Annotated in this window: 8 protein-coding genes; 6 read left to right on the top strand and 2 right to left on the bottom strand. The window is 33.4% G+C overall.

All coding sequences use genetic code 11. The features are described 5' to 3' along the window. Positions 1-91 precede the first annotated feature (91 nt). From Cop2CBH44_RS02920 to Cop2CBH44_RS02910, 3 genes are all read left to right on the top strand, one after another. Positions 92-535, top strand: a complete 444-nt coding sequence (locus Cop2CBH44_RS02920) for a helix-turn-helix domain-containing protein (protein ID WP_021930189.1) — start codon at positions 92-94, stop codon at positions 533-535. A gap of 92 nt (positions 536-627) precedes the next feature. After that, positions 628-1,410 carry a dihydroorotate dehydrogenase electron transfer subunit gene (locus tag Cop2CBH44_RS02915; protein ID WP_200755521.1) on the top strand — a complete coding sequence of 261 codons (783 nt, stop codon included), beginning with the start codon at positions 628-630 and terminating at the stop codon, positions 1,408-1,410. Further along, positions 1,398-2,309: a dihydroorotate dehydrogenase gene (locus Cop2CBH44_RS02910; protein ID WP_021930187.1), complete on the top strand. Its 912-nt coding sequence runs from the start codon at positions 1,398-1,400 to the stop codon at positions 2,307-2,309. The genes Cop2CBH44_RS02915 and Cop2CBH44_RS02910 overlap by 13 nt, the downstream gene beginning before the upstream one ends. A gap of 62 nt (positions 2,310-2,371) precedes the next feature. Here the strand turns inward: Cop2CBH44_RS02910 and htpG are convergent, their stop codons facing one another. Continuing rightward, positions 2,372-4,423, bottom strand: coding sequence for a molecular chaperone HtpG (gene htpG, locus Cop2CBH44_RS02905; RefSeq protein ID WP_021930186.1), 2,052 nt, complete (start codon positions 4,421-4,423; stop codon positions 2,372-2,374). A 105-nt stretch (positions 4,424-4,528) separates the two neighbouring features. Further along, positions 4,529-7,060, bottom strand: a complete 2,532-nt coding sequence (locus tag Cop2CBH44_RS02900; protein WP_021930185.1) for an ATP-dependent Clp protease ATP-binding subunit — start codon at positions 7,058-7,060, stop codon at positions 4,529-4,531. A 286-nt stretch (positions 7,061-7,346) separates the two neighbouring features. On the opposite strand from Cop2CBH44_RS02900, the gene gyrA reads away from it, so the two are divergent. The 3 genes from gyrA to Cop2CBH44_RS16650 all read left to right on the top strand — a co-directional run bounded on the left by gyrA (position 7,347) and on the right by Cop2CBH44_RS16650 (position 12,714). Beyond that, complete coding sequence (gyrA, locus tag Cop2CBH44_RS02895) at positions 7,347-9,839, top strand: DNA gyrase subunit A (protein WP_200755520.1); 2,493 nt, start codon at positions 7,347-7,349, stop codon at positions 9,837-9,839. Between the two features lie 39 nt (positions 9,840-9,878). Continuing rightward, positions 9,879-11,114 carry a tetratricopeptide repeat protein gene (locus Cop2CBH44_RS02890; protein WP_021930183.1) on the top strand — a complete coding sequence of 412 codons (1,236 nt, stop codon included), beginning with the start codon at positions 9,879-9,881 and terminating at the stop codon, positions 11,112-11,114. Positions 11,115-11,403: 289 nt separating this feature from the next. Beyond that, a complete protein-coding gene (locus tag Cop2CBH44_RS16650; RefSeq protein ID WP_200755519.1) occupies positions 11,404-12,714 on the top strand; it encodes a THUMP-like domain-containing protein in 1,311 nt (436 codons plus the stop codon). Positions 12,715-12,869 lie beyond the last annotated feature (155 nt).

The following is a 12,869-nucleotide window of genomic DNA, read 5'->3' as shown; positions in this document are numbered from 1 at the left end:
AAATCAAACTATATTTCTACATTTGTAAATCGACAATATTTACAAATGAAAATATTGTGAATATATACTTTTTCCGATAAAATCGACAAAGATGAATGAAAGAATAAGATTATTGATAGAGCAATTAGGGTTAACTCAAGCGGAATTTGCAGAAAGGGTAAAAATTCAACCGTCCACACTATCAAATGCTTTAAGAGGGCGTAATGAGGTGAGTAACTCTATTATTATTAAAATACATGAAGCTTATCCCGAGGTATCTATTAATTGGCTTATGTTTGGAGAAGGAGATTTAAATATCGATAATATGATTACAAATCCCAAGAATCAATCTAATGAGATTCCTTTTTTCTCGGACAAGCCATCAAAATCTTTAGAATATTCCAAAGATTTTGAGTTAAGAAAGGATGTATTACCATTTAATGATGATTCATCTCCTATTGTTGAGAAGATTTCAAAAGATAGAAAGGTGGTAAAAATAATGATTTTTTATTCTGATAATACTTTCGAATCATTTTCTTCAGACCAAACAAAGTAAAATCAAATAAACTAAATATAAACTTTTATATTTTTCTGTAATTTCAGACTCTTTCCCTATCTTTGCAAACACATCATATGTTATTTGCTCAAATGAAGAAATACGTTCTGGATTTAAAAGTCAATACAAAGACACATCTACATGAGAATTATGTATTGTTGAAATTTACGACACAAAATGGAGAACAATTACCGGATATGCTTCCGGGGCAATTTGTAGAAGTACGAATAGATGGCTCGCCGACAACTTTTCTTCGGCGACCTATTTCTATAAATTATGTTGACAAAAAATCAAATGAATTATGGCTCCTTATACAGCTTGTCGGAGCCGGAACCCGCCAATTAGCTATGGCAGAACCGGGAAATATTGTAAATATGGTACTCCCGTTAGGTAATTCTTTTACATTTCCCGAAAATAAACGAAATGAATTATTATTAATTGGTGGTGGCGTAGGTATTGCACCTATGCTATATTTAGGACAAACTCTTAAAAATAAAGGATATACACCGTCTTTTTTGTTGGGAGCTCGTTCTATAAGAGATATATTGCAATTGAAAGAATTCAAATCCCTTGGAGAAACATATATAACAACAGAAGACGGTTCTCTTGGAGAACGAGGCTATGTAACTCAACATTCAGTTTTACAAAAAATTCATTTTGATTATATTTATACTTGTGGTCCCAAGCCTATGATGATGGCTGTAGCCAAATATGCCCGAAACAACAATATTTGCTGTGAGGTTTCTCTTGAAAATATGATGGCTTGCGGGATAGGTGCATGTCTTTGTTGTGTAGAAAATACAATCGAAGGACATGTATGTGTATGTAAAGAAGGGCCCATTTTTAATATAAATAAACTGTCATGGCAAATTTAAATGTAGAAATTGGAAATTTAAAACTGAAAAATCCGGTAATGACTGCTTCTGGAACTTTTGGTTATGGAGAAGAATTCGCCGATTTCATCGATTTATCACGGTTAGGAGGTATTCTTGTAAAAGGCACAACGCTTCATCACCGTGAAGGCAATCCTTATCCTCGTATGGCCGAAACTCCAGCTGGAATGTTAAACGCAGTAGGTCTTCAAAATAAAGGTGTCAATTACTTTGCTGAAACAATATATCCGAGAATATGTACTATAGATACAAATATTATCGTCAATGTTTCGGGGTCTACAATAGAGGATTATATTGCAACAGCTGAAAAAATTGCTCAATTAGAACAAATTCCTGCAATTGAACTGAATATTTCTTGCCCCAATGTAAAAGAAGGGGGGATGGCCTTCGGAACATCTTGTAAAAGTGCTTCAACGGTTGTAAAAGCTGTTAGAAAAGTTTATCCTAAAACATTGATAGTAAAATTATCTCCCAATGTTACAGATATAGCAGAAATAGCTAAGGCTGTAGAAGCTGAAGGTGCAGATAGTGTTTCTTTGATAAACACATTATTAGGTATGGCCATCAATGTCAAGACTCGTCGTCCTATGTTATCGACCGTAACGGGTGGGTTATCGGGAGCTTGTGTTAAACCTGTTGCTTTGCGAATGGTATGGCAAACTTGTAAAGCTGTGAGAATACCTGTTATTGGATTAGGCGGGATAATGAATGCAATGGATGCTATTGAATTTTTATTGGCAGGTGCAACTGCAATTCAAATAGGTACGGCAAATTTCATTGATCCTCAAATAACTATAAAAGTTATAGACGGTATCAATGCTTATTTAGAGGAACAGGGATGTGATGATATTAAAGATATAATAGGGGGATTAATTTGTTAGAGAATACTAAAAAAGCCCTGTGATTTCACAGGGCTTTTTTAGTATCCTTATCTTACACCTATTTATAATAATTCTACTGAGCGTTTTACAAACTGGCTTAAAGCTTCACCTTTTAACATATTGTTCGATAGTAAAGCTAAATCAACTAATTGTCGAACCAGATTGTTCGATTTAGCATAGGTAGAAAGGTGGTCTTCTTCTTTTTTCTTCAATTCGGTTATTTTTGATTCTTTCGTTTTGATATCCTCTTTTTCGGGTACTGGTATTTCATCGTCCTTCTTTCCTTTATGATTCTCTCTCAATTTTTCAACACTTTCCTGTAAAGTTTTAATTTCTCCTTGTATAGGTTCTATTTCTGCTTTGCAGGCATTTTCTGTATCTTCTATGATTTTTTTTGACAATGGATGTTCTGTATTGACGATTAAATTGAAACTATCGGGGAGCTCTCCATAGAAATTCATTCCAGGCTGCATGGCTGACATATCTTTCATACGACGCATAAATTCATTTTGAGTAATAATGACCGGTTGGGCTTTTTCTCCAATAGGTTCAAACATTACAAGAAAATCAGCTTTTTCAATTGCCGGAATTTGTGATTTGAAAACGGTTGTCATCATTTCACGTTCTTCCGAAGTAAGAACAGTAGTTCCCTTATCTTCTTTCTTGACCAAATTTTCGACAATATCACTGTCTACACGAACAAATCGACTTTTTTCCAATTTTTGTTCTAACAAACCGATAAAGTGGATATCTAATTGTCCATCCATCAGCAGCACATCATATCCTTTAGCTTGAGCCATCTCAATATAGTTATATTGTGCTATACGGTCTGTTGCGTATATATATATCAAATTCTTGTCTTTATCTGTTTGGTTGGATTCTATCAGAGTCTTATATTCATCAAGAGTATAATATTTATTTTCAGTATTTTTCAATAAAGCAAATTTTTGAGCCTTTTCATAGAACTTCTCATCTGACAGCATTCCATACTCGATAAATAACTTAATATCATCCCATTTATCTTCAAATTGCTTGCGATCATTATTAAATATCTCTTGTAAACGATCTGCTACTTTTTTGGTAATGTATGTCGATATTTTCTTTACATTAGAATCGCTTTGCAAATACGAGCGGGATACATTCAATGGAATATCAGGGGAATCTATCACTCCTTGTAGTAACATCAAAAATTCAGGGACAATACCTTCTACTGAATCAGTGACAAATACCTGGTTACTATATAACTGTATTTTATTCCGATTCAAATCAAAGTTTGATTTTATCTTTGGAAAATATAAAATTCCAGTCAGCTTAAATGGATAATCGACATTTAAATGTATCCAAAATAAGGGTTCATCTGAGGCCGGATATAATTCTGAATAAAAGCTTTTATAGTCTTTATCTGTTAATTCAGTGGGCTTTTTAGTCCATGCTGGAGCTGTATCGTTTATAATTTTATCTTTGTCGGTATCTACATATTTACCATCTTTCCATTCTTGTTCTTTTCCAAATATAACAGGTATAGGTAAGAAACGACAGTATTTTTTTAACAGAGATTCGATCTTTGGTTCTTCCAAAAATTCTTTATTTTCATCATCAATGTATAGAACAATATCGGTACCTCTTTCTTTTTTATCGATGTCTGACATTTCGAATTCGGGAGAACCATCACACGTCCACATTACTGCCTGAGCATTGTCTTTATAAGATAAAGTTCTGATTTCAACTTTTTTAGAAACCATAAAAGATGAATAGAATCCTAATCCAAAATGGCCAATTATAGCATTTGCATCATTCTTGTATTTATTTAAAAATTCTTCAGCTCCAGAAAAGGCTATCTGATTGATATATTTTTCAATTTCTTCTGCGGTCATACCAATACCATGGTCAGAAATTGTTAAAGTTCCTTTTTTCTTATCAAGAGAAACTTTCACATTCATATCACCCAGTTCTCCCTTAAAATCACCAAATGAAGACAACGTTTTCAGTTTCTGTGTAGCATCAACAGCATTTGAGACTAATTCACGAAGAAAAATTTCATGATCACTGTACAAGAACTTTTTAATAATGGGGAAAATATTATCTGTAGTAACCCCAATTTTACCTTTTTGCATAGTTATTTTATTTTGAATTTATTTTTACACAACTGAATAGTAAGAAGCAAAAAAAATGCCAGACTCAATGGAATCTGACATTTTGGCTTATTCAAGATGGTTCTGTCACTTTTCAGCTTTCGAATCTTTTATTTGAGTAACGATTTTCTGATTGTCTTTATCAAAATCGACAATAATAGTGTCTCCTTCATTTACTGTTGCTCTAATTATCATTTCTGCCATTTCATCTTCAAGATATTTTTGTATAGCTCGTTTCAATGGTCTTGCTCCAAATTGAATATCATAACCTTTCGATGCGATGAAATCTTTTGCTGCATCTGTTATAATTAATTTATACCCTAAGGCTTCAACTCTTTGATAAAAACCTTTCAATTCCAAATCAATAATCTTATAAATAGCATCTTTACTCAACTGGTCAAACATAATAATATCATCTACGCGATTCAAAAACTCAGGAGAAAATGCCCGATTTAATGCTTTTTGAATAACTCCACGAGAAAAATCTTTATTATCATTTGAAGATGTAGAAAAACCCACTCCATGTCCAAAATCTTTCAACTGACGGGTTCCTATATTTGATGTCATAATCAGAATCGTATTTTTAAAATCAACACGTCGGCCCAAACTATCAGTCAGCCGTCCTTCATCCATTACTTGTAAAAGTAAATTAAAAACATCCGGATGTGCTTTCTCTATTTCATCCAAAAGCACAACAGAATAGGGGTGACGGCGTACCTTTTCTGTCAATTGTCCTCCTTCTTCATATCCTACATATCCAGGAGGGGCTCCAATCAATCTTGAAACAGTAAATTTTTCCATATATTCACTCATATCCATTCGTATCAATGTATCTTTCGAATCGAACAGATATTCTGCTAACATCTTAGCTAAATGTGTTTTACCAACACCAGTAGGACCTAAGAACATAAATGTACCGATAGGTTTATTCGGGTCTTTCAATCCAACTCTATTTCTTTGTATTGCTTTTACAATTTTATCAACAGCTTCATCTTGTCCTATTATTGAATGTTTGAGGACATCAGCCATTTGCAAAAGTTTACTTCCTTCTGCCTGTGCTATTCGTTGAACAGGGACTCCTGACATCATCGCTACAACTTCAGCAATTTTTTCTTCATCAACGACCTCGCGTTTTTCCTGAATCTGTTCTTCCCAACGTCGCTTTGCAGCGTCTAATTCAGACTGATATTCTTTGGTTTTGTCACGAAAACTTGCAGCTAATTCATAATTTTGAGATTTTACAGCTTTCATCTTGTCCTCACTTGTTGCTGCAATCTTCTTTTCAAGTTCCTCAATCTCTTTAGGTACAATAATATTTGATATATGTACTCTTGAGCCGGCTTCATCCAATGCATCAATTGCTTTGTCTGGGAAATTACGGTCACTGATATATCTCTCCGTTAATTTCACACAAGCCTCAAGAGCCTCCGGTGTATATATTACATTATGATGATCTTCATATCTACCTTTGATATTTTTAAGTATCTGTAAAGTTTCTTCAGGAGTTGTAGGATCTACCATAATCTTTTGGAAACGGCGTTCTAAGGCTCCATCTTTTTCAATATTTTTGCGATATTCATCCAATGTTGTAGCTCCAATACATTGTATTTCACCTCGTGCCAATGCAGGTTTTAGCATGTTAGCTGCATCTAAAGTACCTGTAGCGCCTCCCGCTCCGACAATAGTATGTATTTCATCAATGAATAATATTATATTAGGATTTTTTGAAAGTTCATTTAGAATGGCTTTGATTCTTTCTTCAAATTGTCCTCTATATTTTGTCCCTGCAACGATAGATGCCATATCTAAAGAAACCACTCGCTTATCGAATAAGACCCGAGATACTTTTCTTTGAATAATACGAAGAGCTAAACCTTCAACAATTGCTGATTTTCCGACTCCCGGTTCACCAATTAATACTGGGTTATTTTTTTTTCTACGGCTCAAAACCTGAGCTAATCGCTCTATTTCTTTTTCGCGACCAACAACAGGGTCAAGCCTATTTTCTTCTGCAGCTTTGGTCATATCTGTACCAAAATTGTCTAAAACTGGAGTATCATTAGAGGTTTTGGTATATGAACTTCCAAGGCCTTGTTTGCTTTGCTCGTTCCGATAATTCTTTTCATCTTCTAAATCATCGTCATCATCAGAAAAATCTGCTCCCATGTTCCTTGGCATGACATTCTCCTCTGAACCTTTTTTCAAAAAGGATAAAACATCATTATATTCTACATCGTTTAATTTAAGAATATTGGCTGCAACAGTATCTTTTTCTTTCAAAATTGCTAGTAAAAGATGTTCAGTATCAGTTACATTACTTTTTAGAAGTCTGGATTCTAATATACTCATTTTTAGAACTTTATCTGTGCTTTTACTAATAATCAATTCCTCTCCAGATACATGTTCTGGTAGTTCTTTTAATGCTTCTTCAACTGCGGATTTTAGTGAGCTTGAATTAACACCAAGATAATGTAAAGCATCCAGAGCACGTCCTGTCCCGTCTCTCAAGATACCCAATAAAAGGTGTTCCGGCCCAATATAGTGGCTTTGTAAACGCTCAGCCTCTTCACGACTATAGCCTAACACATCTTTTACTCTTTGTGAAAAGTTTCTTTCCATATATAATCCTTCTCTATCTTTTTTATTCTAATACAAAGATACAATTAATATCTCAATAATATTATATCACAAATATTATGCCGTTTTTGTTCATATCAAAATACATGAAATAAAATGCTATCAAAAATACTTAATAATAATGTATATACCTAATTATGTGGAGAGTCTAAATTTGGTGTTCTAAAACCCTAAAAATACCTCAAAAAACTTTTGTAATCGGAATGAATGTAGTAATTTAGTGCAGTTTTTCGTAAAAAAGTTTAATGTATAACCAATCTATATTTAAATGATTGACCAAGATAGAATTATAAAAGTAAATATTGAAAACAAGATGAAATCGGCTTACATCGACTATTCGATGTCCGTCATTGTAGCACGGGCTCTTCCCGATGTAAGAGATGGATTTAAGCCGGTACACAGACGTGTTTTATTCGGGATGAACGAGTTAGGAAATACGTCAGACAAACCGTATAAAAAATCTGCGAGAATTGTCGGTGAGGTATTAGGTAAATATCATCCTCACGGAGACTCTTCTGTCTATTTTGCCATGGTACGTATGGCTCAAGAATGGTCTTTACGTTATCCATTGGTGGACGGACAGGGAAATTTTGGTTCAGTAGATGGGGATAGTCCTGCGGCAATGCGTTATACAGAAGCACGTTTAGCTAAGCTTGCCGAAGAAATGTTACGCGATATCGATAAAGATACTGTAGATTTTAAAAATAACTTCGATGATACATTAAGAGAACCTGTAGTATTACCTACACGAATTCCCAATCTTTTAATAAACGGAGCATCAGGTATTGCCGTTGGTATGGCTACTAATATGCCTCCACATAATCTTTCCGAATCAATAGATGCAACAATTGCACTTATTGACAATCGGAATATGGAGATTGCAGACCTTATGCATTATATAAAAGCTCCAGATTTCCCGACAGGAGGTTATATATATGGATATAGCGGTGTAAAAGAAGCATTTGAAACAGGACGAGGACGTATTGTAATCCGTTCGAAAGCAGAAATAGAAACAGATAATAACAAGGAAAAAATTGTTGTAACTGAAATTCCTTATCTGGTAAATAAAGCTGAACTGATTAAGAATATAGCCGATTTAGTCGAAGAAAAACGATTGGATGGAATATCGAATATCAATGATGAATCTGACCGAACTGGTATGCGCATTGTTATCGATATTAAAAAAGATGCGAATTCGAGTGTCGTACTGAATAAGTTGTATAAAATGACAGCTTTGCAGTCTTCATTTAGTGTCAATAATATAGCTTTGGTCGATGGACGTCCACAAATGTTAAATCTAAAACAATTACTTGAAGCATTTATCGAACATCGGCATAGTGTTGTTATTCGCAGGACTCGCTACGAATTGGCTGAAGCAGAAAAGAAAGCTCATATCCTCGAAGGATTAATCATAGCATGTGACCATATCGATGAAGTCATCCAAATTATACGTTCTTCCAAGAGTCCTGATGAAGCCCGAGAACGATTGATGGAGCGTTTCAATTTAACAGAGGTACAATCTAGAGCTATTGTAGAAATGCGTCTACGTCAGCTAACCGGTCTTGAACAGGACAAACTTCGTGCTGATTACAAAAATCTTATGGATCAAATCGATTATTTCAATCGTATATTGTCTGATGAACAACTTTGTATGCAGGTTGTAAAAGACGAATTAATCGAGATCAAAGAAAAGTATGGAGATGCGAGAAAAACAGAAATAATATATGCCTCAGAAGAATTCAATGCCGAAGATTTCTATGCTGATGATGAAATGATTATTACGATTTCTCATATGGGGTATATAAAACGTACCCCATTGACCGAATTCCGAGCTCAAAATAGAGGTGGAGTAGGTGCCAAGGGTAGCGATACTCGCGAAGAGGATTTTATCGAATATATTTATCCAGCATCTATGCATAACTATATGCTATTCTTTACTCAAAAAGGCCGGTGTTATTGGTTAAAGGTATATGAAATACCCGAAGGTGCAAAAAATGCAAAAGGACGGGCAATACAGAATATGTTGAATATTGATGCGGATGATAAAGTCAATGCATTTATTAGAGTAAAACAGTTGCAAGATCCTGAATATAATACTACTCATAACCTTGTATTCTGTACTAAACGAGGAGTTATAAAGAAAACAAAACTCGAAGCATACTCAAGACCTCGACAGAATGGAGTCAACGCTATAACAATCAGAGAAGATGATCAAGTAATACAGGTAAGACTTACCACCGGAGACAGTCAAATTATCATGGCAAATCGAAATGGTCGGGCTATTCGTTTTCATGAAAGTACTGTTCGAGAAATGGGGCGTATCGCAACAGGAGTACGTGGCATGACTCTTGATGGACCGGATGATGAAGTAATCGGTATGATCTGTATTAAAGACCCGGAAAAAGAAACTGTAATGGTAGTTTCAGAACAGGGTTATGGTAAACGCTCAGAGATAGAAGACTACCGTATTACTAACCGAGGTGGAAAAGGAGTAAAAACTTTGAATATTACGGAAAAAACAGGTAAATTAGTTGCCATAAAAAGTGTTACTGATGAAAATGATTTGGTAATTATAAATAAATCGGGAATAACTCTTCGTCTAAAAGTTTCAGATGTACGAGTTATGGGTCGAGCAACACAAGGTGTACGCCTAATCAATTTGGAAAAACGAAATGATGAAATAGCATCTGTATGTAAAGTTCTTTCAGAAAGTGTAGATGAAGATATGCAAGATGAGAACGTTACAGAAGTAGGAGAATAATATTAAATGTAATAAAGTTCAAGCTTAAAAAACGGAAAAATGAAAAAGACCTTTTTAACCGCAACACTTTGCCTGGCAGCCACTGGAGCTTTTGCACAGATGAAATCTGTCAACCAGGCTTTTAGCGAAGCTAAAATGGAGAATCCGAACTTTAAAGAAGCTCGTGCCACCATTCAACAGGCTTTGACAAATCCAGAAACTGAAAATGTTGCTAAAACATGGTATGTTGCTGGCTTTATCGAAAATAAAGCCTTCGAAGCAGATCAGAAAAAACAATTATTAAACCAAAAAGTTGACGAAAAAAATTTGTACAATGCTTTATATGATAATTACAAATATTATATAAAAGCTGTAGGGTTAGATACTTTGCCTAATGAAAAGAATAAAGTAAAACCTAAATATCTAAAAGATATTCGCAACACACTAAAGAATAATCATGTTTATTTCTGGAATGCAGGTGGATACTTTTTCAATGCCAATGATTTCAAAACAGCTTACAAAATGTGGAATGTTTATCTTGATATTCCTAAATTAGGTTTTATGGCTCCTGCTGAAATCAAGATGGATTCTACCTATACTATGATTAAGTATAATGCTGCAATAGCAGCTATTCGAGCTGAAGATAATAAGTTGGCAATCAAATGCCTGGAGGAATTAAAGAAAGATAATTATAATCCTCAAGATGTATATAAATTATTGACTTATGAATATGAGTTAGAAAAAGATACAGTCAATTTGATCAATACATTAAAAGAGGCAGTAAACAAATTCGGTAGTGCCGATAAGGATTCTCAATTTATGCTTCGACTAATTAATTTGTATATCTATACGGGTAAATCTCAAGAAGCTATTGATTACTTAAAAAAAGCTGTAGAAGCAGAACCTGAAAATGCTGAATATTGGAAAGTAATGGGAGGGCTTTATTACGAGAGCCTTAAGGATGAAGAAAAAGCCATTGAATGTATCCTAAAAGCCATTGAAATTAAACCCGATTATGCAGAGGCTTTAGGTGAACTTGGACGCATATATTATAATAGAGCTGTAAATTTCAATACAGAAATTAGTAATATCAGAGATAACAAAAAATATCAAGAAGAAAAAGAGAAAAAAGTTATTCCAGCATTCAAAGAAGCATTGCCTTATTATGAAAAAGCTCATCAATTAAAACCTGACGAGAATGAGTATAAAATAGCGTTAAGAGGCATTTACTATAATTTAGATGATGCTGAAAACTTAAAGAAAATTGAAGCAGAAATGGGTGCTTTAGCTCAATAAAAATATTATGAGTCTTATTAAAAAAAAGAGTTGCAATAAAATTTTGCAACTCTTTTTTAGCATAAAATGAATTTCAAATAGGTAAGTAATATTATTAATGACATGAGAAAAGTGATGTTTATAAGGAAAGAGGTTATATGATATTTTTCTTCAAAAAAGTCTATTTAACATAATATTAATTATGTAACAAATAAGAAAATGTATATTTAAATCAAATTTCACCAGATAAACGGACACCAATCCCAAAATATAATGAAGAAAATCCTTATATTTGTTCAAAAATATTTTTATGCTACTAAATGAGGCTTTCTACAAATATATTGATGAACATAAAGATGACAATACGAATGTTTTAAGATTACAACAAAAAGAAAGTGAAGAATTTGATATACTATTTGCAATTGACCAAATTGAAGCTCGAAAAAAAATAAAAAACAAATTACCTCACTGGCATCAAAATATTTATTTGTTATTTCCATCTGTTATTTCTACGGAACAAGCTTCTTCAGAAGAAACCGCTATTTACAAATCAGAATTATTATCAAATAAAGATGCAATCAAATTATGTGATTTGACTGGGGGTTTAGGTATTGATACCTATTATTTTGCTCAAAGAGCATCTTCTGTTACATATATAGAACGGTATCCACTATATTGTGAAATTGCCCAACATAACTATAAGATATTAAAAACCAGAAATGTAACTATAATAAATGATGATTGTAATAATTTTGCAATAAAAAATAATCAATATTTTAACATTTGTTATATTGACCCTGCTCGACGTGGAAAAAATAATAAACGAGTATTTGCCTTTGAAGATTGTGAACCTGATATTTTATCTCTACTTCCTAATTTGTATCGTTTTTCTGACCAGATAATTATCAAGGCTTCTCCTATGATAGATATAACATCTGCTATAAATCAGTTGTCCAATATTGTAGAAATACATATCGTTTCTGTAAAAAACGAATGTAAAGAATTGCTTTTCATTTTACAAAAAGACATGTTGTCTGTAGTACCTAATCCACAAATAATATGTGTCAATATTTGCTCTAAAAATAAAGAGGTTTTCTCTTTTTCTTATTTACAAGAACGTACACTCTCCCATTCGAATTATGCGTCGTCTATTTTGACATATCTATATGAACCTAATTCTTCTATCTTAAAATCAGGAGCATTCAAAACGTTAGGACAAGTGTTTTGTGTAAATAAATTACATGTTAATAGTCACTTATATACATCGAATATGTATATAGAGAATTTTCCTGGAAGGAAATTCAAAGTCATAGATATTTATGATTTCTCATCCAAAAACTCAAAAATAATAGCTCAAAAATATACAAAAGCTTCTATTTCTTCTCGGAACTTTCCTTTGCGGCCCGATGAGTTGAAAAAGAGGCTGAAAATAAAAGATGGTGAAGAATATTACTTATTTGCAACCACTTTATATCCTAACAAAAAGATTATTATAAATAATGGTTGTCCTTTTTCCACTAACGAACCCTCATCAAAGAGCATTTTTTCAAGATATCCTTCTACACGAGCTCGAACTTCAACAAACTGTTGGGCACGGATACGGCCGACATATTCTCCATAGATTTTTACATCATCAGTTGTTACTTTTTCTACCTCAACGACAGGACGTATATCTTCTTCCTTTTTATTATGCAAGATATACCATATTATTAACCCTGCTAATAGAATTATGGCAATAATGATTAGTGTTACTTTGTTTTTTTTCATAAATTTTTC

The sequence above is a fragment of the Coprobacter secundus subsp. similis genome, from assembly GCF_015097275.1.
GTDB classification, from domain to species: domain Bacteria; phylum Bacteroidota; class Bacteroidia; order Bacteroidales; family Coprobacteraceae; genus Coprobacter; species Coprobacter secundus.
This window is presented reverse-complemented; position numbering and strand designations above follow the sequence as displayed.

What these genes read in the sequence shown, in the direction of transcription:
- Cop2CBH44_RS02890 (WP_021930183.1), top strand. Translation starts at nt 9,879, where the DNA reads ATGAAAAAGACCTTTTTAACCGCAACACTTTGCCTGGCAGCCACTGGA.
- Cop2CBH44_RS02920 (WP_021930189.1), top strand. Translation starts at nt 92, where the DNA reads ATGAATGAAAGAATAAGATTATTGATAGAGCAATTAGGGTTAACTCAA.
- Cop2CBH44_RS16650 (WP_200755519.1), top strand. Translation starts at nt 11,404, where the DNA reads ATGCTACTAAATGAGGCTTTCTACAAATATATTGATGAACATAAAGAT.
- Cop2CBH44_RS02900 (WP_021930185.1), bottom strand. Translation starts at nt 7,060, where the DNA reads ATGGAAAGAAACTTTTCACAAAGAGTAAAAGATGTGTTAGGCTATAGT.
- Cop2CBH44_RS02915 (WP_200755521.1), top strand. Translation starts at nt 628, where the DNA reads ATGAAGAAATACGTTCTGGATTTAAAAGTCAATACAAAGACACATCTA.
- htpG (WP_021930186.1), bottom strand. Translation starts at nt 4,423, where the DNA reads ATGCAAAAAGGTAAAATTGGGGTTACTACAGATAATATTTTCCCCATT.
- gyrA (WP_200755520.1), top strand. Translation starts at nt 7,347, where the DNA reads ATGATTGACCAAGATAGAATTATAAAAGTAAATATTGAAAACAAGATG.
- Cop2CBH44_RS02910 (WP_021930187.1), top strand. Translation starts at nt 1,398, where the DNA reads ATGGCAAATTTAAATGTAGAAATTGGAAATTTAAAACTGAAAAATCCG.